Source organism: Luteibacter sp., assembly GCF_035539195.1.
GTDB lineage: Bacteria > Pseudomonadota > Gammaproteobacteria > Xanthomonadales > Rhodanobacteraceae > Luteibacter.
In genome coordinates this window covers 24,698-47,900 of record NZ_DATLIW010000038.1, presented here as the reverse complement: position 1 = coordinate 47,900, position 23,203 = coordinate 24,698, and the positions used below count along the sequence as shown (strand labels likewise).

At 64.9% G+C, this 23,203-nt stretch carries 18 protein-coding genes; 13 read left to right on the top strand and 5 right to left on the bottom strand.

Annotation, left to right across the window (positions count from 1 at the left end; genetic code table 11):
• Nucleotides 1–5 precede the first annotated feature (5 nt).
• Nucleotides 6–1,376 (bottom strand): glutamate--cysteine ligase, encoded by a 1,371-nt coding sequence (locus VM621_RS15740; protein WP_325469914.1) that lies wholly within the window; start codon nucleotides 1,374–1,376, stop codon nucleotides 6–8.
• A 266-nt stretch (nucleotides 1,377–1,642) separates the two neighbouring features.
• Here VM621_RS15740 and VM621_RS15735 point away from each other — a divergent pair, with 266 nt between their 5' ends.
• Nucleotides 1,643–2,539: a DUF3800 domain-containing protein gene (locus VM621_RS15735; protein WP_325469913.1), complete on the top strand. Its 897-nt coding sequence runs from the start codon at nucleotides 1,643–1,645 to the stop codon at nucleotides 2,537–2,539.
• A gap of 204 nt (nucleotides 2,540–2,743) precedes the next feature.
• Here the strand turns inward: VM621_RS15735 and rho are convergent, their stop codons facing one another.
• Both rho and trxA read right to left on the bottom strand, forming a co-directional pair.
• The gene (gene rho, locus VM621_RS15730) at nucleotides 2,744–4,468 is read right to left on the bottom strand and encodes a transcription termination factor Rho (RefSeq protein WP_414674558.1); all 1,725 of its coding nucleotides are present in this window, start codon (nucleotides 4,466–4,468) and stop codon (nucleotides 2,744–2,746) included.
• 353 nt (nucleotides 4,469–4,821) lie between these two features.
• Nucleotides 4,822–5,199 (bottom strand): thioredoxin TrxA, encoded by a 378-nt coding sequence (gene trxA, locus VM621_RS15725; RefSeq protein WP_345786047.1) that lies wholly within the window; start codon nucleotides 5,197–5,199, stop codon nucleotides 4,822–4,824.
• Between the two features lie 379 nt (nucleotides 5,200–5,578).
• Between trxA and VM621_RS15720 the strand changes: the two genes are divergently transcribed.
• The 12 genes from VM621_RS15720 to VM621_RS15665 all read left to right on the top strand — a co-directional run bounded on the left by VM621_RS15720 (nucleotide 5,579) and on the right by VM621_RS15665 (nucleotide 21,564).
• Nucleotides 5,579–7,390 carry a DEAD/DEAH box helicase gene (locus VM621_RS15720; protein WP_325469910.1) on the top strand — a complete coding sequence of 604 codons (1,812 nt, stop codon included), beginning with the start codon at nucleotides 5,579–5,581 and terminating at the stop codon, nucleotides 7,388–7,390.
• A gap of 301 nt (nucleotides 7,391–7,691) precedes the next feature.
• On the top strand, nucleotides 7,692–8,369 hold the full coding sequence (gene ftsE, locus VM621_RS15715; RefSeq protein WP_325469909.1) for a cell division ATP-binding protein FtsE: 678 nt from the start codon (nucleotides 7,692–7,694) through the stop codon (nucleotides 8,367–8,369).
• Nucleotides 8,366–9,346 (top strand): permease-like cell division protein FtsX, encoded by a 981-nt coding sequence (gene ftsX / locus VM621_RS15710; RefSeq protein ID WP_325469908.1) that lies wholly within the window; start codon nucleotides 8,366–8,368, stop codon nucleotides 9,344–9,346. Before ftsE ends, ftsX begins: the two co-directional genes overlap by 4 nt.
• Nucleotides 9,347–9,359: 13 nt before the next feature.
• Nucleotides 9,360–10,199, top strand: coding sequence for a response regulator (locus VM621_RS15705; RefSeq protein ID WP_325469907.1), 840 nt, complete (start codon nucleotides 9,360–9,362; stop codon nucleotides 10,197–10,199).
• A gap of 8 nt (nucleotides 10,200–10,207) precedes the next feature.
• Complete coding sequence (ung, locus tag VM621_RS15700; protein ID WP_414674553.1) at nucleotides 10,208–10,891, top strand: uracil-DNA glycosylase; 684 nt, start codon at nucleotides 10,208–10,210, stop codon at nucleotides 10,889–10,891.
• A gap of 252 nt (nucleotides 10,892–11,143) precedes the next feature.
• Nucleotides 11,144–12,004, top strand: coding sequence for an RNA polymerase sigma factor RpoH (gene rpoH / locus VM621_RS15695; RefSeq protein ID WP_325469905.1), 861 nt, complete (start codon nucleotides 11,144–11,146; stop codon nucleotides 12,002–12,004).
• 78 nt (nucleotides 12,005–12,082) lie between these two features.
• Nucleotides 12,083–12,763, top strand: a complete 681-nt coding sequence (locus VM621_RS15690; protein WP_325469904.1) for a response regulator transcription factor — start codon at nucleotides 12,083–12,085, stop codon at nucleotides 12,761–12,763.
• Nucleotides 12,741–14,111, top strand: a complete 1,371-nt coding sequence (locus tag VM621_RS15685; RefSeq protein ID WP_325469903.1) for a HAMP domain-containing sensor histidine kinase — start codon at nucleotides 12,741–12,743, stop codon at nucleotides 14,109–14,111. Before VM621_RS15690 ends, VM621_RS15685 begins: the two co-directional genes overlap by 23 nt.
• Before the next feature lie 79 nt (nucleotides 14,112–14,190).
• Nucleotides 14,191–17,391, top strand: a complete 3,201-nt coding sequence (locus VM621_RS15680) for an efflux RND transporter permease subunit (protein WP_325469902.1) — start codon at nucleotides 14,191–14,193, stop codon at nucleotides 17,389–17,391.
• Complete coding sequence (locus VM621_RS15675) at nucleotides 17,381–18,562, top strand: efflux RND transporter periplasmic adaptor subunit (protein WP_325469901.1); 1,182 nt, start codon at nucleotides 17,381–17,383, stop codon at nucleotides 18,560–18,562. The genes VM621_RS15680 and VM621_RS15675 overlap by 11 nt, the downstream gene beginning before the upstream one ends.
• A complete protein-coding gene (locus tag VM621_RS15670; protein ID WP_325469900.1) occupies nucleotides 18,546–19,994 on the top strand; it encodes an efflux transporter outer membrane subunit in 1,449 nt (482 codons plus the stop codon). The genes VM621_RS15675 and VM621_RS15670 overlap by 17 nt, the downstream gene beginning before the upstream one ends.
• A 172-nt stretch (nucleotides 19,995–20,166) precedes the next feature.
• Nucleotides 20,167–21,564, top strand: coding sequence for a coniferyl aldehyde dehydrogenase (locus tag VM621_RS15665; RefSeq protein ID WP_325469899.1), 1,398 nt, complete (start codon nucleotides 20,167–20,169; stop codon nucleotides 21,562–21,564).
• A gap of 118 nt (nucleotides 21,565–21,682) precedes the next feature.
• On the opposite strand, the gene VM621_RS15660 is transcribed toward VM621_RS15665, so the two are convergent.
• Both VM621_RS15660 and VM621_RS15655 read right to left on the bottom strand, forming a co-directional pair.
• Nucleotides 21,683–22,378: an alpha/beta fold hydrolase gene (locus tag VM621_RS15660; RefSeq protein WP_325469898.1), complete on the bottom strand. Its 696-nt coding sequence runs from the start codon at nucleotides 22,376–22,378 to the stop codon at nucleotides 21,683–21,685.
• 56 nt (nucleotides 22,379–22,434) lie between these two features.
• Nucleotides 22,435–23,139, bottom strand: a complete 705-nt coding sequence (locus VM621_RS15655; RefSeq protein ID WP_325469897.1) for a YafY family protein — start codon at nucleotides 23,137–23,139, stop codon at nucleotides 22,435–22,437.
• Between the last annotated feature and the right edge of the window lie 64 nt (nucleotides 23,140–23,203).

Here is a 23,203-nt window from a genome sequence, read left to right as displayed (position 1 = left end):
TGGGCTCAGTATGCGTATTCAGTGAAAACCGGATCCACGCTACCGTTCCAGCGTCCGTGGAACAGCTCCAGTTTGGTGTCCGCCTGGGTCTTGCCAGAGAGCGCGATCTCTTCCAGCGGCTCGAGATAGATCGATTCGTCGGTACCGCGATGGCCCTGCACGTTGCGACGCTTCAGCCCATGCGAGGCGATCTTCACCGCTTCGAGCGCGAGTTCGCGCACGCTGTGATGACGGAAGCGCAGGGCGAGGGCATCCTTCGGTACGCCGTCACGCAGCGCGTGGCGCTCGGCCTTGGTGAAGTCCTTCACGAGGTCCCATGCGGCGTCGAGTGCCACGTCGTCGTAGAGCAGGCCAACCCAGAATGCGGGCAGGGCGCACAGCGAGTTCCAGGTGCTGGTATCGGCCCCGCGCATTTCCAGGTATTGCTTGAGGCGCACTTCCGGGAAGGCCGTGGTCAGGTGATCGGCCCAGTCCTTCATGTTTGCCCGGACGCCCGGCAGCGCCGCGAGGTCGCCGCGCATGAACTTCTTGAAGTCCTGGCCGGCGAGGTCGACGTACTTGCCGTCGCGGTAGCTGAAATACATCGGCACATCGAGGATGTAATCGACATAGCGCTCGTAACCGAAGCCATCTTCGAAAACGAAGTCGAGCATGCCGGTGCGGTCCGCATCGGTGTCGGTCCACACATGCGAGCGATACGACTTGTAGCCGTTCGGCTTGCCCTCGGTGAACGGCGAGTTGGCGAACAGCGCCGTCGCGATCGGCTGGAGTGCCAATCCGACGCGGAACTTCTTCACCATGTCCGCCTCGGTGGCGAAATCGAGATTGACCTGCACGGTACAGGTGCGCGTCATCATGTCCAGGCCGAGCGAGCCGACCTTGGGCATGTATTCGCGCATGATCTTGTAGCGGCCCTTGGGCATCCATGGCATCTGGTCCCGGCGCCACTTCGGCTGGAAGCCCATGCCCAGGAAGCCGATGCCGAGTTCCTCGGCCACCGAGCGGACTTCCTTCAGGTGCTCCGTGACCTCGTCGCATGTCTCGTGGATCGAGTGCAGGGGCGCACCGGAGAGCTCCAGTTGGCCGGCGGGCTCCAGGGTGATGTTGGCCATGCCCTTGGTCAGCGCGACCGGCGTGTCGCCTTCACGGGCGACGTCCCAGCCGAAGCGCGTGGCCAGCGTCTCGAGCAGCTGGCGAATGCCTGGGCGATCGCCATCGAAGGGCGGCGGGGTGAGGTCGTCCGTATAGAAACCGAACTTCTCGTGCTCGGTACCGATGCGCCAGGCTTCACGCGGCTTCTCGCCGGCGGCGAGGTAGGCGACCAGGTCGTTACGGTCGCCGATGGGCGTGCTCTTGGCGGCGCTGGGTATGGACACGGACTTTCCTTGGACGAATGCGGCGGGGCCGGTTGCCGGCACACATGGGGGCGTATGCCTGCCGGGAAAAGGTGTCGTGCCCGGCGGCGCAGGGTAGCAAAGGACCCGGCTGCATTGTGCAAGGGCAGATACTGCAGCAGACGCCGGGGTCGGTCCGACTCTTGGGGGCACTTAGCTTCCCGTGGTCGCACCGATCGGGACAAGTGCTTCGTATACTGCCGTTCCACGAGGCGTTGCGCCTCGACCAGGACGGTCGGAGGCGATTGATGAGCAAGGGGAAGACAGGCGGGGCGAAAGAAAAAGAGCAATCCCCAGCAGGTCAATTTGCCCTGCCGCTGGTGCAGCGACGCGACGACGGGCCTCCCATCCCCGTCCTATCGACACCGGTAGAGCGATTCAGCAACTACGTTGTCTACGTTGACGAGAGCGGGGATCACGGGCTTGAGACGGTGGATCCCAATTATCCGGTTTTCGTGCTTGCCTTCTGCATCTTTCATAAAGGGCATTACGCGCAGAAGGTGGTTCCTGCCATCGAATCGTTCAAGTTCAAGCACTTCGGGCATGACATCGTCGTACTTCACGAGCAGGAGATCCGCAAGGAGAAAGGAAGCTTTCGATTTAACGACCGGCTGGAAAAAGAGGGCTTCGTCGACGAACTGACCGGAATAATAGAGAGCAGCAAATTCATCCTGGTCAGCTGCGTCATCGATAAGGCGAAGTTGAAGGAGCGCGCACTGCTGGAGAGCAACCCCTACCATTTGGCTCTAGGCTTCTGCCTTGAGACTCTCTTCGAGTTCGTTCAAGAGAAGCATCAGGAAGGCTACCCAACGCATATCGTCGTCGAGTGCCGAGGGAAGAAGGAGGATCGCAACCTCGAACTCGAGTTCAGGAGGATATGTGACGGCGCGAACCGCTGGAATCGACAGCTTCCGTTCGCAATCAAGTTCGCCGACAAGAAAACCAATTCGTCTGGTTTGCAGCTCGCAGACCTTGTAGCACGGCCGATCGGACTTTCAGTGCTACGGCCAGACAAGCCGAATCGCGCCTTCGAGGTCCTAAAGCGCAAGTTCTTCTGCAAAGGGGGGAGGCAAAAGCTCGGCGTGGACTTCGAGGGCTGGGGTCTGAAGATTTTCCCTGGCGCAGAAAGCGAAAAGCCCCGGTGAACCCACCGAGGCTATAACGCCGACCGGGAACCCCCAATCCACTTAGGCGATGAGTCTAGATCGGCGAGCTGCGCAACACAAGATGTGATGTTTCGGCAATTTTAGTAAGCGGTCAGCATCGCGCCTGGGAAGGATTTCTGCTGAAGGGCGGCAACGAAAAGGCCGCCCAGGGGGCGGCCTTTCGCTGGATTCTACGAGGCGCGGTCAGCGCTTCATCGAATTGAAGAACTCGTCGTTGGACTTCGTGTTCTTCATCTTGTCGAGCATGAACTCCATCGCGGCCAGTTCGTCCATCGGGTGGAGGAGCTTGCGCAGGATCCAGATCTTGGCGAGCAGGTCCGGATCGATGAGCAGGTCTTCGCGACGGGTGCCCGAACGGTTGATGTCGATAGCCGGATAGACGCGCTTCTCGGAGATACGACGGGACAGGTGCACTTCCATGTTGCCGGTGCCCTTGAACTCCTCGTAGATCACTTCGTCCATCTTCGAGCCGGTGTCGGTGAGCGCCGTGGCGATGATCGTCAGGCTGCCGCCTTCCTCGACGTTGCGCGCCGCGCCGAAGAAGCGCTTGGGGCGCTGCAGGGCATTGGCATCGACACCACCGGTGAGGACCTTGCCGGAGCTCGGAACCACGGTGTTGTAGGCACGGGCAAGGCGAGTGATCGAATCGAGCAGGATGACGACATCCTTCTTGTGCTCGACCAGGCGCTTGGCACGCTCGATCACCATTTCGGCGACCTGTACGTGGCGCACGGCAGGCTCGTCGAAGGTGGAACTGATGACTTCGGCGCGAACGGTGCGGGCGATTTCCGTGACTTCCTCGGGGCGCTCATCGATCAACAGCATGATCAGATGGACGTCCGGATGGTTGTACTGGATCGCCTGCGCGATGTTCTGCAGCATCATCGTCTTACCGGACTTCGGCTGCGACACGATGAGGCCGCGCTGGCCGCGGCCGATCGGCGCCACGAGGTCGAGGATGCGCCCGGTGATGTCTTCGGTCGAACCGTTGCCGCGCTCGAGCTTGAACGACTTGCGCGGGAACAGCGGGGTGAGGTTCTCGAACAGCAGCTTGTTCTTCGACGCCTCCGGCGGATCGCCGTTGATGTCGTCGACCTTGAGCATCGCGAAGTAGCGCTCGCCTTCCTTCGGATGGCGGACGCGACCGGTGATGTAGTCGCCGGTGCGCAGGTTGAAGCGGCGGATCTGGCTGGGCGAGACGTAGATATCGTCCGGGCCGGCCAGGTAGGACTCGTCGGCCGAGCGCAGGAAGCCGAAGCCGTCCTGCAGGATCTCGAGCACGCCTTCCGCCCAGATGCCACCGCCCGAACGGGCGTGGGCCTTGAGGATGTTGAAGACGACATCCTGCTTGCGCTGGCGGGCGACGCCCTCGCGGACGCCGAGCGATTCGGCGAACTCGAGCAGTTGGATGGCGTTCTTGCGCTTGAGTTCGGTCAGGTTGATCAGGCGATCGTTGCTGCCGGCGTCGGCGTTCTCGTCGTCGTCGACCGGGTAACCGTTGTTGTTGCGCTGGCTCTGGTAGTTGTTACCGCCGCCGTTGCCGCCACCGTTCCCCGGGTTGCCGCCGCCACCCTGGCGCTGCTGGTTGCGTTCGTTCCGACGACGCCGGCCGCGACCTTCGCGTTCGGCGTTGTTGGGGTTGTTCGGGTTATTCGGATTGCTGTGGCGGTTTTGCGGCTGATTCGGGTTTTCGACCCGGCTCATCTGCTGGTTCTGGCCGCCCTGTGGCTGGCCATTGCCGGCATTGCCGTTGCCGTCGCGGGCTTCGGTCGGCGCGGGACGCGCCTCGTTGCCCTGCTGCGGGTTGCCCTGCTGCGGGTTGCCCTGCGACTGCCCGGATGGCGGCGGATTGTTGAGCTGGAGTTCGGCCTGCGGTGCAGGCGAAGGGCTGGGTGCCGGCGTCGGCATCGGCAAGGGCGGCAGCGGCGGCACAGCCGCCGGCGGACGCGCCGCGGCGGGTGCGGGAGCCGGGGCGGGCGCGCTCGTCTCTACCGCGGGTGCTTCGGCGGCGGGTGCCTTTCGGCGTGTGCGGGGACGCGGTTCGGTCGCAGGCGGATCGCCGGCGCCCTTGGCGTCGATGGGATTTTTGGTTTCGATATCAGACACGGGCAAACCTCACGGGGCGCCGTTGAAGAAAGAAGGGAGAGGGTTCGCAGCATGGGGACAAGGCATGTCCCGGCGAACCTCTGAAGCCTAGCATCGCGTGAGGCGCGGCGTAAAGCGCCTCACGCGGCGGCTTGGTGGAACGGTACAGCGAACGATCAGATCGAGGTTTCGATGAACTTGGCCAGTTGGCCCTTGCCGACGGCGCCGATCTGGGTGCCGGCGACCTTGCCATCCTTGAAGATCATGAGGGTGGGGATGCCGCGAACGCCGTACTGGCGCGGGGTCTGCTGGTTCTCGTCGATGTTGATCTTGACGATCTTCAGCTTGCCTGCGTACTCGCCGGCCAGTTCGTCCAGCACCGGGGCGATGGATTTGCAGGGGCCGCACCATTCCGCCCAGAAGTCGAGCAGGACGGGGGTGTCGGAATCGAGAACTTCTGTCTGGAAGGCAGAGTCGCTCGTATGGGTGATCTTGTCGCTCACCGTGATCTCCAAAAGGGGGTGAAAGGGGGTTGACGACCGTGACGCCAGCATCGGCTACACTAAGGAGCCCCATGTCGCGGGTCCAACCGGAACCGAAGGTCTTGGCCATTGCAGCCGGTGGCCCTCATTCCAACGCAACTAGGGGCGCGATACAAGCGATTCAAGGGCGCCGACGGGATGGCTTCCGTTGACATAGGTGAACAGGCTCGGCGCAGAGCCCCTTCACCTATGCCAGCGGGAGTCGTCGGGTCGCGCGCCGCCGCCTCCGGCCATCGTGCGCCGGGCGCGTCGTATGGCCGCCGGCATGGCACCGGCCGCCCCCGACTCTCCCGTGACGCCGGCCGGATCACCCACCGTCCCGCGGATCTTCCTTTACCGCCGGGCCGCTGCCGCGCATTTGCGGCGCGAGACTCCAGGTCACCCACCCACCATGTCCCAAACCGTTCTCACCGACGTCTTCTACGAAAACCTCGATCTTCATCCGCTCCTCCAGCAGGGCCTTGCCGCCGCCGGCATCACCCGTACCACCCCGATCCAGGCGCTGACCCTCCCGGTCGCGCTGCTCGGCCGCGACGTGGCCGGACAGGCGCAGACGGGCACGGGCAAGACCTTCGCCTTCCTGGTCGCGCTGATGAACCGGCTGCTCAACAACCCGGCCGCGCCGGACCGCAAGGACGCCGACCCGCGCGCCCTGATCATCGCACCGACGCGCGAGCTGGCGATCCAGATCGAGAAGGACTTCCAGGTCATCGGCAAGGCCACCGGCCTGCGCAGCGCGCTGATCTACGGCGGCGTCGACTACGACAAGCAGCGCCAGCAGCTGCGCGACGGCTGCGACATCATCATCGCCACGCCGGGCCGCCTGCTCGACTACTACAAGCAGGACGTCTTCGGCTTCGGTAGCGTCGAAGTCATGGTCATCGACGAAGCCGACCGCATGTTCGACCTCGGCTTCATCAAGGACGTGCGCTTCATCTTCCGTCGCCTGCCTGCCCGCGAGAAGCGCCAGGTGCTGTTGTTCTCGGCCACCCTGAGCCACCGCGTTCTCGAACTCGCCTACGAGCACATGCACGAGGCCGAGAAGCTGGTCGTCGAGACCGAGAACGTCACCGCCGATCGCGTGCGCCAGGTGGTCTACTTCCCGTCCAAGGAAGAGAAGATGCCGCTGCTGCTCAACCTGCTCGAGGAGAGCAAGACCGAGCGCAGCATCATCTTCGTCAACACCAAGGCCGCCGCCGAGCGCATCACGGATCGCCTCAAGCGCCACAACTTCCGTGTCGGCGCCATCTCCGGCGACGTGCCGCAGGTGAAGCGTCAGAAGCTGCTGCAGCGCTTCCAGGACGGTCAGATCGACCTGCTGGTCGCGACCGACGTCGCCGCCCGCGGCCTGCACATCCCGGCGGTCAGCCACGTGTTCAACTACGACCTGCCGCAGGATGCCGAGGACTATGTCCACCGCATCGGCCGTACCGCGCGGCTGGGTGCCGAGGGCGACGCCATCAGCTTCGCCTGCGACCTTTACGCGATGGGCCTGCCGGACATCGAGACCTACATCAACCAGAAGATCCCGACCGCCTCGATCGAGGCACGGATGCTGGTGATGCCGGCGCCGCGCCCCCGCGCCGACGGCGTGCAGGACGAGATCGACGACCCGAACGACAACGACGGACACATCCCGACCCGCGGCGCGCCGCCGGAGAAGGGCGGTCGCAGTGGCAGCCGGGATGGCCGCGGTGGTCCCCGTACCGGTGAGCGTTCCGGTAGCCGCGAGCGCTCGGGCAGCGCCGAGCGCCGCCCGCGCACGCCGCGCCCCGAGACCCCCGCCGCTGGCGCTGGCGCTGGCGCCGACGGCGTTGCGGCGCCGGTCGAGGTTCCGATGAAGACCGTGATCGTCGCCGAAACGGTTGCCGACCTGCCGGCCGCCGCCGAAGCCATGGCCGCCGACGGCGGGCCGAAGAAGCGTCGCCGCCGTCGCGGTGGTCGCGGTCGCGGCGCCCGCGAGGGTGTCGAGAATGGCAACGGTGCCGCGGTGCAGGCCGAAAGCCCGTCGGCGAACGGCGGAACGCGGCAGTCGTCTTCGGCGCCGCGCCAGGCAGACGGTCAGGGCAACCCGAACCGCCGCCCGTCGCGGCAGGTCGCGGCCAATCGGCCGTCGGCCGATGCGCCGGCCCCGGTGGCGTCGGCCGGGCAGGAGAAGTTGGGCTTCTTCCGCCGCCTCGGTCGTTTGTTCGGCGGTCGCTGAGAGCATCGCCGATGAATCGGCTCCCACACAGAGCCCGGCACTAGCTGGCCTTTGCTTCAAGACAGAGCCTGGCACTAGCTGGCCTTTGCTTCAAGACAGGGCCCGGCACTGACCGGGCTTTGCTTCAAGACAGAACCCGGCACTAGCCGGGCTTTGCTTCAAGACAGAGCCCGGCACTGGCCGGGCTTTGCTTGTGTGGGAGCCGATTTATCGGCGATCGGTGCGAAGCGAGACCCACCCGCCGCAAAACCCGCACCACTTCCCTTATCCTCTGGGACTCAACGGGCCAACGGGTAACGCGGTGATCGGTTTCGATCTGGTGAGTAAACGGTACGAGGGCGATCACCAGGCCCTTACCGATGTGTCGTTCAGCGTCGAAGCCGGCGAGATGGCTTTCGTCACCGGTCACTCCGGTGCCGGCAAGAGCACCCTTCTTAAGCTGCTGGCCATGATCGAGCGCCCGACCAACGGCGTGGTCACCCTCGACGGCCAGAAGCTCAACACCGTCCGTCCTTCCGACATCCCCCGTATCCGCCGCAAGCTGGGTATGGTGTTTCAGGACCACCGGTTGCTGTTGGACCGCAGCGTGTTCTCCAACGTGGAACTGCCACTGGTGATTGCCGGCGTGGCGCCTGCCGATCGCGGCCGCCGCGTCCGCGCCGCCCTGGAAAAAGTCGGCCTGCTCAGCTACGAGAAGCAGTTGCCCGGTGCCCTCTCCACAGGCGAGCAACAGCGCGTCGGCATCGCCCGCGCCATCGTCGCCAAGCCCGCGGTGCTCATCGCCGACGAGCCCACCGGAAACCTCGATCCGCAGCTCGCGATGGAGATCATGGGCCTGTTCGCCGAATTCCAGCAGGTCGGCACCGCCGTCCTCGTTGCCAGCCACGACCTGATGTTGATCAAGCGAATGAAGAAGCGCGTCGTGGTCCTCGATCACGGCAAGCTGGTCGCCGATGTCCCCGCCACGGAGGTGGTATGAACGCCGTTCGCGAACCGCGCCGCCAGCCCGAGCCGGAGAAGACCCGGCGTAGCGGTCCTCGCCATGTGAGTGCCTGGCGCGAACATCACCTCTGGAGCCTGTCGATCAGCCTGCGCCGTCTGGGTGCGCGACCGTTGGGCACCTTGCTCACCGTCGCCGTCATGGGCGTGGCGCTGGCCCTGCCGCTGGCCTTCTACCTCTTGCTGGGCAATGTCGAGCGGATGGGCGACGCGTTGGGTCGCAACCAGTCGATCAGCGCCTTCATGAAGCCAGGCCAGAACGGCGCGATGGCGGACACCGCGGCCTCCGCGCTGCGCGATCGCCCCGAGGTCGCCGGGGTCGTCGTGCGTACGCCCAAGGATGGCCTCGACGAACTGGCCGAGGTGCAGGGCTTTTCCGGGTCGTTGCAATCGCTGGATGTGAATCCCTTGCCGTACGTCCTTTCCGTTCAGCCCAAGCCAGGCTTGCCCGTCGAGCAGGTCGACCGCCTGGTGGAGGCGATGAAGGCCACGCCGGGTGTCGACATGGTCCAGGACACCGGCGCCTGGCGTCAGCGCCTCGACGCGCTCATCGGCGTGGGCAGTCGTGCCGTGTCCCTGCTGGCCGTCTTGCTCGGCGTCGCCGCCCTGCTCGTCGTCGGCAACACCATTCGCGTCGATATCCAGAGCCGTAGCGCCGAGATCGGCGTGCTGCTGCTGATTGGCGCCAGCCGTCCCTTCGTCCGCCGTCCCTATCTCTATGCGGGGATCTGGCTCGGCCTGCTTGCCGGCATCCTCGCCGCGGTCCTGGCCGCCATCCTCGAACTGGCCATGGCCGGGCCGGTGGGGCGCCTGGCCGCCGCCTACGACGGCAGCGTCAGTTTCGGTGGGCTCCCCGCATGGCTGCTGCTTTCGGTACCCTTCGCGTCGGCGTTGCTCGGGTGGCTGGGTGCGCGGCTCGTCAGCGCGCGGCAGATTCGCCGCGCCGCAGCGGCCTGAAGGGGAGACGGGGGTGGGATCTCACATCGGTTCGGGTGTCGCCGGCGCTACGCCGCGAATCCTGTTGGTCGACGGCTCGAAAGTCGTCCGTCAGCTGATTTCGCGCGTCGTCACGGCCGAGGTGCCCGGCGTGGAGATCGTCGGCGTGTCCACCGGCGCCGAGGCCCAGTCCGAACTGCAGCGCGGCGTGTTCGACTTCGTGACCGTGGCGCTTCGTCTGCCCGACATGGACGGCCTCGACGTAGCCCGCTTCATTCGCGAGTCCGCGCCGCAGATCTACATGCCCATCGTCGTCGTCTCCGGCGACGTCGAATCCCGCCTGCACCGGCGTGAGCTGGGCGAGTTCGTCACCGATTACTTCGACAAATCGCTCGGCTTCGGCGCGCTGGCGGAGTTCATTCGCGGCTACGTCCGGCCGGAAGGCGGCGCCGAAGGCGAGGTGCTGTACGTCGAAGACAGCCGGGTAGTCGCCCTGGCGACGCGACGCATGATGGAAAAGTACGGGCTCACCGTGCGCCATGTGATCAGCGCCGAAGACGCGATCGATTACCTGCGTGAAGCGAAGTCGCGTGGCGAAGTGGGCGCGGATATCGTCCTGACGGACGTAAGCCTCAAGGGTGAGCTCACCGGCGGCGATCTGGTCGAGTGCATACGTAACGAATTCGGCTACGGCAAGGGGCTGCTGCCGACCCTCATCATGACTGGCGACGAGAATCCGGCGAACCAGGCCGCGCTGCTGCGCGCCGGTGCCAACGACCTCGTCGAGAAACCGGTCGAGGAAAAGCTGCTCATCACCAAGTTGCTGTTCCAGCTGCGCGTCGCTCTCCACCTGCGCGAGAGGGCGGCCGGTTGAACGAGCGCGTGCGCCTCGAAGCCTCGTGGAAGCAGCGGATCGGCGCCTACCTCGATCGGCCGGACATGCTCGCGCTGTCGGCTTTCCTGCGCGAGCAGAAGGCTGCCGGCAAGGACATCTATCCGCCAGGCCCCGACATCTTCAATGCCTTCGAGCACACGCCCTTCGACAAGGTGCGCGTGGTCATCCTTGGCCAGGACCCGTATCACGGACCCGGCCAGGCACACGGCCTGAGCTTCTCGGTGCGTCCTGGCGTGCGTGTTCCGCCATCGCTGCAGAACATGTTCAAGGAGATCGAGGCGAGCCTGGGCCTGTCTCGCCCCGACCATGGCTGCCTGACCCCGTGGGCGGATCGTGGCGTGCTCCTGCTCAACGCCGTGCTCACGGTCGAGGCGGGGCAGGCCGCGTCGCACCAGGGAAAAGGCTGGGAAGGTTTTACCGATGCCGCCATCGACGCACTGAATCGTGAGCGCGAGGGCCTGGTTTTCCTGCTGTGGGGCAGCCACGCCCAGAAGAAGGGGCAGCTGATCGACGGCAAGCGCCACCTCGTTCTGCGCAGCGTGCATCCGTCGCCGCTGTCGGCGCATCGGGGGTTTCTCGGCTGCGGCCACTTTGCCAAGGCCAACGCCTACCTGGAATCGCGAGGCGAGGCGCCGATCGACTGGTCGTTGCCGTCGCGTTCCGGGCTCTGACGCCCTTTAAAGCCAGGCTCCCAGCCCCAACAATCCTAAGCGCGACGGCCACATAGCCTGGCCCGCCCTTGTCGCCGCGTCTTCCGCGGCCGGGCAGCCGTCTGCCTCCTGAACCGTCTGGGATACCCTCTGGACATCCCGGGGGTATTTCTGTACCATAGCGTACAGTTAACCGATATGAACTTCGGCGCGACTTAGCACTCTCACATCGGGACTGCTAATCTGCACATCAGTTTTCAGGAGGTTCCACACATGTCTCAGGTCCTCGCCACCCGTAACTACGGGCTCCCGAGCGTCGTTGGCAGTCTGGATTCCTACATCTCGGCGGTCCATCGCATCCCGGTGCTCAGCCTTGACGAGGAGCAGTCGCTGGCGCGCCGCTTCCGTGACGACGCCGATCTCGACGCCGCCAAGCAGCTCGTTATGTCCCACCTGCGTTTCGTGGTCCATGTCGCCCGCGGCTACAACGGCTACGGCCTGCAGCTTTCGGACCTCATCCAGGAAGGCAACATCGGCCTGATGAAGGCCGTTAAGCGCTTCGACCCGGACCAGGGCGTTCGCCTGGTCAGCTTCGCGGTGCACTGGATCCGTGCCGAAATGCACGAGTTCATCCTGCGCAACTGGCGCATCGTGAAGGTCGCTACCACCAAGGCCCAGCGCAAGCTGTTCTTCAACCTGCGCAAGAGCAAGAAGCGCCTGGGTTGGATGAATGCCGAGGAAGTCCGCGTGGTTGCCCAGGATCTGGGCGTCCCCGAGGCGACGGTTCGCGAAATGGAGTCGCGTCTGTCCGGCCGTGATGTCGGCTTCGAGGCACCTGCCGACGCCGATGACGACGACAAGCCGGCTCCGGCCGCCTTCCTCGTCGACGAAGGCGCGGATCCGTACGACAACCTCGCCGAGGAAGACGCGAGCAACAACCAGATGGGCGCGCTGTCCTCGGCGCTCGGCAACCTGGATGCCCGCTCGCGCGACATCATCCAGCGTCGCTGGCTGGCCGAAGACAACAAGGCCACGCTGCAGGATCTTGCCGACGAATACGGTGTTTCCGCCGAGCGCATCCGCCAGATCGAAGCGAACGCCATGAAGAAGATGCGCGTCGCCATCGCCGCCTGAGTGCGTCGTTGGGCGTAAGATCCGGAACGGCCCCCTTGGTGGGGCCGTTTTCCGTTGTCCCCCTACGGAGTGCAGAGGATGCCCAGGGCACTGGTCATCGAAGACGATGAAGTCACCGCCCGCGATATCGTCGCGGAACTGGGCGCACACGGCCTCACGGCCGAGTGGGTAGCCAATGGGCGCGACGGTCTCACCCGCGCGCTCGAAGACGGCTTCGACATCATCACCCTGGACCGCATGCTTCCTGGCATGGACGGCATCGACGTGGTGCTTGCCCTGCGCGAGCGCTCGATCGACACCCCTGTGCTGATGATCAGCGCGCTGTCCGACGTCGACGAGCGTGTGCGTGGCCTGCGCGCCGGTGGCGACGACTACCTGACCAAGCCGTTCTCGCCGGACGAACTGTCCGCGCGTGCCGAGGTGCTCCTGCGTCGGCGGCAACCCAGCGCCAACACCAACCGCTTACGCGTTTCCGATCTCGAGCTGGACCTGGTTCGCCACAATGCCCTGCGCAACGGACAGCCGCTCACCCTGTTGCCTACCGAATTCCGCCTGCTCGAGTTCCTGATGCGTAACGCCGGCCAGGTCGTGACGCGCCAGATGATCTTCGAGCATGTGTGGGGTTTTCATTTCGATCCGGGTACCAACGTGATCGACGTCCATATCGGTCGCCTCCGTCGAAAGATCGACGGGGCCGGCCAGGTGCCGCTCATCCGTACGGTGCGTGGCTCGGGGTATGTCATTGCGCCCGCTGATTGACGCCTGGCGTTCCGCCACATCGCGCCTGATCCTCATCTACGGCGCGCTGTTCGCCATCTGGTGCGTGGTGCTGCTGGGCGTGGTCCAGTGGGAATCCTCGCGCTATCTCTCCAATGTCGTCGACGGCATGCTCGCGGCCCGCATCCATTACCTGGAGGGTACCGATCCGCGTCGCCTCCCGGCGACCGTGGAAGCCGCCAGCCAGATCGACGTCCAAGGGTTCATGTGGGTCGGCCTGTTCGATCCGCAGGGCAAGCGCATCGCCGGCAACATCCATTCGGTGCCCCAGGACCTGGCCGAGGACGGTGTGGTCAAGACGATACGGGCGAGCCTTGTCGATCCCGCCCGCAACACACCGACCCGGGCACGCGGCATCACGCGCGTACTCCCCGACGGCAACCGGCTGGTCGTCGCCAAGGAAAGCGCGACGATCGACGGCGTCGGCGCGATCATTCGCCGCGGGCTGCTGTGGGGGCTTTCGTTGACCCTCATTCCCGGTGTGCTTGGCGGCATCCTGATCGCGCGCGGCCCCGCGCGCCGCATTCGTGCGATCCAGCGAGCCATGGAGCCGATTCGCGAGGGCGATCTCAGCGTTCGCTTGCCCGTGACTCGCGGCGGCGATGAAGTGGACCTGCTCGCGTCGACCGTGAACACGACACTGGGCGAGATCGAGCGCCTGCTCGGCGAAGTGAAGGGCGTCACCGACAACATCGCCCACGATCTCCGCACCCCGCTGACCCGGATGCGCACGCGGCTCTATCGCCTGCAACAGCAGTTCGACGGCAAGCCCGAGGGCGATCAGCTGGATGCCTGCGTGGCCGAGATCGACACCGTGCTGTCGCGTTTCCGTGCCTTGTTACGGGTTTCCGAACTGGAAGACCGCCAGCGTAGCGCCTGCTTCGAAACGCTCGACCTGGGCGATGTGCTCCGCAACGTGCATGAGTTCTACGCACCGCTGGCCGAAGATCGTAGCCAGGTCTTCGAACTGGAAGTGGGCCGTTTGCCGCCGCTGCGCGGCGATCCCCAGTTGATGTTCGAGGCCTTTGCCAATCTCGTGGGCAACGCGATCAAGTTCACGCCGGACGGCGGCGCCGTGCGTCTGATCGCAAGCACCGACCCGACCGGCGATGCGCGCGTCGACATCGCCGACACCGGCCCGGGCATTCCGCCGAACGAACGCGAGGCCGTATTCCGCCGGTTCTATCGCAGCGACGAGACGCGGACCAAGCCAGGTTGCGGCCTGGGCCTGGCCATCGTCAGTGCCATCGTTCGCCTGCACGGCTACTCTCTCTCGGTGGGCGGTACCGAGCGAGGCGCGGTTTTCTCCGTGGTGTGCCCGGCCACCTAAATAAAATTTAACTACGCCGCAGGATGGTACGGGCGCAAAATTCGCCGCGACGCAACATCGCGCTCGGAATCCGTCCCCCATGATTGGCATTGTCCGGATCGCACTTTCGCGACCGTATACCTTCGTCGTTCTCGCCCTGCTGATCCTCATCGTGGGGCCGCTGTCCGCGATGCGCACGCCGACGGACATCTTCCCCGACATCAAGATCCCCGTGATCGCGGTCGTGTGGCAGTACACGGGCCTGCCGCCCGACCAGATGGCCGGCCGTGTCGCCTCGCCCTTCGAGCGCGTGCTGACTACCACCGTGAACGACGTCGAGCACATCGAGGCGAACTCGATCCAGGGCTTCGGCATCATCAAGATCTTCTTTCAGCCCACCGTGGATATCCGCACGGCCAACGCGCAGGTGACCGCGGTCGCTCAAACCTTGCTGCGTCAGTTGCCCGCGGGCACCACGCCGCCGCTGATCCTCAACTACAACGCATCGACGGTGCCGATCATCCAGTTGGCGCTGTCCGGCGAAGGGCTTACCGAGCAGAACCTGGGCGATCTGGGCCTGAACATCATCCGCCCGCAATTGACATCGGTAGCCGGCGCGGCGATTCCCTTCCCATTCGGTGGCAAGACCCGCCAGGTACAGATCGACATCGATCCGCCAGCGCTGCAGGCGCGCGGTCTGTCCGCGCAGGACGTGGCCAACGCACTCGCAGCGCAGAACCTGATCACGCCGGTGGGTACGCAGAAGATCGGCCAGTTCGAATACACCCTGCAGCTCAACAATGCTCCCTCCGTCGTCGACGAACTGGGCAACCTGCCGGTGAAGACAGTCAATGGCGCGACCGTATACATCCGCGACATCGCCCATGTGCGTGACGGCTCGCCGCCGCAGACCAATATCGTGCACGTGGACGGTAACCGCTCGGTGCTCATGACGGTGCTCAAGAACGGCTCTGCGTCGACGCTGGCGATCATCCAGGGCATCAAGGACCGTGTCGGTCTGTTGAAGGGTTCCGTGCCGGACTCGCTGCAGATCAAGCCGATCGGCGATCAGTCGTTGTTCGTCAGTGGCGCCATCGCCGGCGTGGCCCGCGAAGGCGTCATCGCCGCGGCGCTCACCAGCCTGATGATCCTGCTCTTTCTCGGCAGCTGGCGCTCCACGGTGATCATCGCCACGTCGATTCCGCTGGCGATCCTCGGTTCCATCGCGGCGCTGTCGGCGATCGGCGAAACGCTCAACATCATGACGCTGGGCGGTCTCGCGCTCGCGGTGGGCATCCTGGTCGACGACGCGACGGTCACCATCGAGAACATCAACTGGCACCTGGAGCAGGGCAAGGACGTCGAGACGGCCATCCTCGACGGCGCGGCGCAGATCGTCACCCCGGCCTTCGTCTCGCTGTTGTGTATCTGCATCGTGTTCGTGCCGATGTTCTTCCTCAACGGTGTCGCACGTTTTCTCTTCGTGCCGATGGCCGAGGCGGTGATGTTCGCGATGATCGCTTCGTTCATCCTCTCGCGCACCCTGGTGCCGACGATGGCGAAGTATCTGTTGCATCCGCATTCCCACGACGATCCGCATGGCGAAGGCAAGCAGCCGTCGCGCAATCCGCTGGTACGTTTCCAGCGCGGCTTCGAGGCACGCTTCGAGCAGCTTCGCCAGACCTATCACGGGCTCCTCGCCGTGGCGCTCGGGCACGGCAGGATCTTCGTCATCGGCTTCATGGCCTTCGTGGTCCTGACCTTCGCCTTGGTTCCGATGCTTGGCCGCAACTTCTTCCCATCGGTCGATTCCGGTCAGATCCTCATGCACGTCCGCGCGCCGGTCGGCACGCGTGTGGAAGAAAGTGCCCGTCTCTTCGCCCAGGTGACGGACGCCGTGCGTCACGTGATCCCGAAGGAAGAGCTGGGTACCGTGGTGGATAACATCGGTCTGTCCAGCTCGGGTATCAATAACGCCTACAACAACACGGGAACCATCGGCAGCCAGGACGGCGATATTCAGATCTCGCTCAACGAAGGGCATGCCCCCACCGCAGAGTACGTGCGCAAGCTGCGCGAGCAATTGCCCCGTGCATTCCCGGGTACGACGTTCTCGTTTCCTCCAGCCGATATCATCAGCCAGATCCTGAACTTCGGTGCGCCGGCGCCGATCGATCTGCAGGTCCGGGGGCCGAACCTGGCGGCGAACTTCGCCTATGCCGATCGGCTGCTGCGGGAGATCCGCCGTGTACCCGGCGTCGCCGATGCGCGTATCCAGCAGTCGCAATCGAATCCGACGCTCAATGTCAACGTCGATCGCAGCCAGGCGCAGCAGGTCGGTATCACCGAGCGCGACGTGACCAACAGTCTCGGTGTGAATCTCGCCGGTTCCAGTCAGATCGCGCCGACGTTCTGGCTCAACCCGAAGAATGGCATTTCGTATCCGATCGTGATGCAGACGCCACAGTACAGCATCGATTCGCTGTCCGATCTGCAGAACGTGCCGATCAGCCCGAGCATCGGCAACACGGGTTCGCAGATCCTCGGCGGCTTCGCCACGGTGCAACGCGCGGCGACGAATGCGGTGGTCAGCCAGTACAACATCCAGTCGATGGTCGAGATCTACGCGACCACGCAGGATCGCGACCTCGGTGCCGTGGCCGGCGATATCCAGAAGATCCTCGAAGCGAACAAGACGTTTCTGCCGAAGGCGACCAGCACCGCCCTGCTCGGCCAGGTGCAGACGATGAACGATGCCTTCTCCGGCCTGATCTTCGGTCTGCTCGGTGCGATCGTCCTTATCTACCTGCTGATCGTGGTGAACTTCCAGTCGTGGAGCGATCCCTTCGTGATCGTCACCGCGCTGCCGGCGGCGATCGCCGGCATCATCTGGATGCTGTTCGCCACCCATACGACGCTTTCGGTACCCGCACTCACCGGCGCGATCATGTGCATGGGCGTCGCCACGGCGAACTCCATCCTGGTCGTCAGCTTCTGTCGCGAGCGTCTTGCCGAACTTGGCGATGCGCATGCGGCGGCACTCGAAGGTGGTTTCGTCCGCTTCCGCCCCGTGCTGATGACCGCCCTGGCGATGATCATCGGCATGGCGCCGATGGCGCTCGGCATGGGCGAGGGTGGCGAGCAGAACGCGCCGCTCGGTCGCGCCGTCATCGGTGGCCTGATCTTCGCCACCACCGCCACGCTGTTCTTCGTCCCCGTCGTCTTCAGCATGATCCACGCGCGCCGTGGTCACCCGTCATCCACCCCGGTGAACTCCGGAGAGCCCATCCATGTCGCCTGATACCCTGCACACCCCGCCGCCGCGCCGGCTCCGCCTGGCCGGCATCATCGCCGCGATCGTCGTCCTTGCGATCGTTGTCGCCGGGGTCGCCACGCGAGCGAACGATTCCCGCAAGCTGCGCGAATGGACCGACGAGCAGTCGCAGCCCACGGTGAATGTCGTCACGCCCCAGGGCGGCCAGGGCGGCGGCGATCTCAACTTGCCCGGGCGACTCGAGGCCTACGCCCGTGCGCCGATCTTCGCCCGCACGAGCGGCTACCTGAAGTACTGGAAGGCCGACATCGGCCAGAAGGTGAAGGCTGGCGAAGTGCTTGCCGAAATCGAGACCCCCGATCTCGACCAGCAGCTGCTGCAGGCGAAAGCGGATCTGGCGAGCGCGCGAGCCAACGAATCGCTGGCGCAAACCACCGCCAGGCGCTGGCAGTCCATGCGCGACGCCGACTCGGTGTCGAAGCAGGAAGTCGACGAGAAGGTCGGCGACTACGACGCCAAGCATGCTTTGGCCGCCGCTGCGGCGGCCAACCTGGAGCGCATCCAGGCGCTGAAGAGCTACGCCAGGCTGACCGCGCCGTTCGACGGCACGGTGACCGCGCGTGAGACCGATGTCGGTGCGTTGATCAACGCCGGCGGTGGCGGCCAGGAACTGTTCGTGGTTTCCGACGTGCGCAAGCTGCGTATGTACGTCAACGTGCCGCAGAACTACGCGCCGTCGATCAAGCAGGGTGCGACGGTGAAGCTCACGGTGCCCGAATACCCGGGCCAGACGTTCGAGGGCACCGTGGAGTCTTCCTCGGCATCGATCAATGCCGCGACCGGTACCACGCTGGTCCAGGTGTCCGTCGACAACCAGGCGGGGAAGTTGCTGCCGGGCGCGTATGCCAGCGTCCAGTTCGACGTGGCAGGCGATGCCACGTTGTTCAGCGTGCCGGCGAGCGCCCTGGTCTACGACGAAAAAGGGCTCCGCGTCGCCGTGGTCGACGCGCAGAACAAGGTCAGCTTCAAGGAGGTGACGATCACCCGCGACCTGGGCAAGACGATCCAGTTGGGCTCGGGAATCGCCGCCGGCGACCGTCTGATCGAAAGCCCGCCCGATGGCCTGGCCGATGGCGACGTCGTGCGCGTCAACGCACCGAAGAAGAAGGCGGAAGGCGATCATGCTACGAAGGCCTGATTCCTTTAGCCGCCTGCGTTCCTGGCGCGCCGGTGGGCTGGCCGCCCTGGTATCGCTCGGTGTCTCCGCGTGCTCGCTCGCACCCACGTACAAGGCGCCGGAGATTCCGACGGCCGACCAGTACGCAAATGCGAATTCGCCATGGGTCGAGGCGAAGCCGGCGGATCACATCGATCGCGATGCCTGGTGGAAGGTCTACGGCGACTCGCGCCTCGACGACCTGCAGACCAAGCTGATCGCGAACAATGCGAGCCTCGCCGCCGCGCTTGCGCATTATGAACAGTCCGCGGCCTTTACCCGGCAGGTGCGCTCCGCGCTCTTTCCGACCCTCGGGCTGAACGCCAACGGTCAGCGCGATCGTGAATCGGATACGCGTCCGCTGCGCGGCGCGACGTCGCCTGCGTTGTACAACTCGTACACCATCGGCGCGCAGGCGGACTATGAAGTCGACCTGTGGGGGCGCGTGCGCGATACCGTCGCCGCCGGTACGGCCGAGCAAGCCGCGGCAGCGGGTGACCTGGCGTCGGTACGCCTGAGCCTGCAGGCCCAGCTCGCCGACAATTACCTGCAGCTCAACGGCCTCGACCGCCAGGTGACGCTGCTCAACGAGAGCATCGTCGCGTTCAGTCGTGCGCTCGAACTGACCCAGTCGCGGCACGAAGGCGGTATCTCGTCCGGTCTCGATGTGGCTCGCGCGCAGACGCAGCTGTCCGATGCGCGCTCCCAGCTGACCCAGGCACAGGCGCAGCGCGCCTTGATCCAGCATGCGATCGCCGTGCTCGTCGGTGACTCCGCATCCAGCTTCAACCTCGCGACCAACGACGCCCAGGTGAAGGTGCCGACCATTCCGCTCGACGTTCCCTCCGGCATCCTCCAGCGCCGTCCGGACGTGGCTGCCGCCGAACGCCGCACGGCCGAAGCGAACGCTCGCGTCGGCGTGGCGCGCTCGGCGTACTTCCCGCAGCTCACGCTGGATGCGCAGGGCGGTTGGCAGAGCAGTGCGTGGGGAAGTATCGCGACGGCACCGAACCGCTTCTGGTCGATCGGTCCCAGCCTGTTGCTGAGCGTGTTCGATGGCGGTCGCCGCAAGGCCGTGGTCGACGCCGCCAAGGCGGCCACCGACGAGGCAGGTGCGAAGTACCGTGACGTGGTGCTCAACGCCTTCGCCCAGGTGGAAGACAACCTCGTTCTGCTGCGCGACCTCGGCACGGCGCTCACCGACCAGCGCGCCGCCGCCGATGCCGCACAGCGTTCCGTGGACCTCTCCCTGGACCGCTATCGCAACGGCGCTGTCGGCTACCTCGACGTGGTGCAGGCGCAAACCACCGCCCTCGACGCCCGTCGCAGCGTGATCGATCTGGAAACCCGCCAGCTACGCGCCAGCGTGCAGCTGATCCGTGCCCTCGGCGGCGGCTGGTCGGCGACGACCTGACCGGCAGTCGGCGGTTGTGGGAGCCGATTTCATCGGCGATGGGTAGCTGCATCGCCGCTTCGTTGGCTTTTCGCCGCTGAAGCGGCTCCCACATTCACTTTTCGCCGCGGAAGTGGCTCCCACACGAGGGGCCGCCGCCCGGAGCAGCCTTAGCCGCCGTACACTCGGCGCCATGCATGCCATCCTCGAACGCCAGAAGCTCGCCCAGCTGACCGATGGCTCGCCGTCGGCCGCCGTCCGGATCGACCGCCTCGATCGGGCGATCGGCCTTCTGGTCGATCATGCGGGTGACATTGCCGACGCACTGCGCGACGACTTCGGTCATCGCTCCGTCCAGGGCTCGCTGATCACCGACGTCGCCGCTTCCATCGATCCACTCAAGCACGCCAAGAAGCATGTGCGACGCTGGATGCGCCGCGACCCGCGCAAGGTCTCGCCGGCTGCGTTGGCCTTGCTCGGTGCACGCGCCTGGGTCGACTACCAGCCGAAGGGTGTGGTCGGCCTGATCTCGCCGTGGAACTTCCCGTTCAACCTCACCTTCGCACCGCTGGCCGGCATCCTCGCCGCCGGCAACCGCGCGATGATCAAGCCGTCGGAGTTTACGCCGCGTTCGTCGGCATTGATGCAGCGGATGATCGCCAAGGCCTTCGACGACACCGAGATCGCGGTGATCACCGGCGGCAGCGATGTCGGCGAACAGTTCTCCGCGCTCCCATTCGATCACCTGATCTTCACCGGCGCGACGGCGGTGGCACGTCATGTCATGCGCGCGGCGGCCGAGAACCTCGTACCCCTCACGTTGGAACTCGGTGGCAAGTCGCCGGCCATCGTCGGCCGCGACGCCGATCTCGATCTCGCAGCGAAGCGATTGATGTTCGGCAAGACGCTCAATGCTGGCCAGGTGTGCCTCGCTCCCGACTACGTACTGATCCCGGCCGATCGGGTGGAAGCCTTCGTCGAGGCGCTGCGACGTGCGGTGACGGGAATGTTTCCCAGCCTGCGTGGCAATCCGGACTTCACCTCGATCGTCAACGCGCGCCACCACGAACGCCTGCTCGGTTACCTCGACGATGCCAAGACGAAAGGGGCGACGCTACGGGTGCTCGGCCCCGACGGTGAACCGATGGACGGTAGGCGTATCGCGCCGACCGTCGTCCTGGGTGCGGACGACACGATGAACGTCATGCGCGAGGAGATCTTCGGGCCCATCCTTCCGCTGATTCCCTACGACGGCATCGACGCCGCCATCGCTCATGTCAATGCGCACGCGCGACCGCTCAGTCTGTACTACTTCGGCAACGACCGCGCGGAGCAGGAACACGTGCTCGCACGCACGGTGGTCGGCGGGGTGACCATCAACGACACGATCCTGCACCTGACTATGGACGACCTGCCCTTTGGCGGTATCGGCCCATCGGGCATGGGCGCGTATCACGGGGTCGATGGCTTTCGCACCTTCAGCCATGCGCGTTCGGTCTACCGGCAGTCGCGCTTCGACATCTCGGCGATGCTCCGACCGCCGTATGGCAGGACGGTAGATCGCTTGTTGAGCTTCAAGATCCGCCGATGAGATCGACGTGACCACAGACGAACGGATGCGGCTCTATCTTCACCCGTTGCGGACACGAATCAGTCGGACCCACTTTGGGCCCGATAGGTCGATTCAGTAGGGTATGCATTCGGTAGGATCAACCTACGATCCAATCGATAAGAGCGCGGTTTACGGCCTCGGGTTGCTCCAGTGTCGAGGCATGTCCGCAAATCGACACAACCTCGAGCCTGGCGTGCGGGATGGCGGCCGCCAACTCTTCGGACTGGTCCGGTGGTGTAAGAATATCTCGATCGCCTACGAGAACGAGGGTCGGAACAGCGATGGAAGGCAGATGGGGGCGGCTGTCGGCCCTTGCGATAATGGCTTCCTGCTGCCTCGCCATGGCCTCGACACCGACCATCAGGCCCATGCGGACATGGATTTCCATCAGCGCTTCGTCGTCTTGATGGTCGGGATGGAACAGGATCGGGGGAAGCACCTGCTTTAGCAGCGCGCCGAAATCACCGGCACGCGCTTGTGCGACCAGAGCCCGGCGCTGTGGGGTTGCTTCGGGTGCTTCGGGCGCGGCGCACGTGTCGAGCAAAGCCAGCTTGACGACGCGCTCCGGTGCCTGCCGCAGGATCTCCAGCGCGATATAGCCACCCATGGATATGCCGCAGAGAGCGAAGCGGGGCGGCGCCGTGGCCAAGATGTTGCGTGCCATGGCGGCGATCGTGTCACCTTTCAGTGTTGACGCGATGGTGACCGGCCCATATGGCCACAAGGCAGTGACCTGGGGCGCAAAGACTTCGGCGGAACAAAGTAAACCGGGGATAAGAACAATGGGCGTCATGGGCACGCGGGCTCCTGCAGGCAACGGGTCGAGCGACAGATTGCGCGCACGGCGCGTCAGTTTCCGTCAACAGTGAGCCCCCTCATGGGATCGCTGGCCCGCCAAGCCTTTAAAAGTTGGACGCGTTGTGCGGGGTATCGTTGAGTACTGGTCGTCACGGCGTCTAATCGGTCCGTTCGGAAGTGACGAAAAGCTTGTCGTTCCTCGCACCAGGCTGCGAGCAGCCGTGTGGTGTCGAAGTAGGCCAAGGAAATAGGCCAGATCACGCGTGTACTGGCGTGTCCCGCGATGCTCGTATAGCTCACGATGAGCTTGCGGCGCTCACGGATAGCGCGGCGCAGGACAGCGATGTCGGCGACCTCCGGAGGCGTCACGTCAACTCGCGCCGTGACGAGTGCCGGCTGTCCGAGGACGTCGGCCATGCCGTCGGGCAAGACCGCCTCGATCTTGGTCAGCGCGTTTGTCGCGGCGGCCGCCAGGGCCGGGTCGCCTCGTTGACGCACCCATTGAGCCCCAAGTGACAAGGCGTCGAGCTCCTCCTCCGTCATCATCAATGGCGGCAGAAGGAAGCCAGGTCGTAAGAGGTAGCCAAGTCCGGCGGCACCATCGACGGGTGCGCCCAGCGTCCTCAGTGTATCGAGATCGCGATGCACGGTCCTTTTCGAAACGCCGAGTTCTTCGGCCAGTTCGACGGCGGTCACGGGCCTGCGCCGAGCACGCAGGCTTTGTATGAGATCGAAGAGGCGATTGGTTCGCGACATCTGATTCAACGGGTGAAGTGGTTGCGGGCTACGTCATGGTCACTCCGCGCAGACCAAAAAAAGG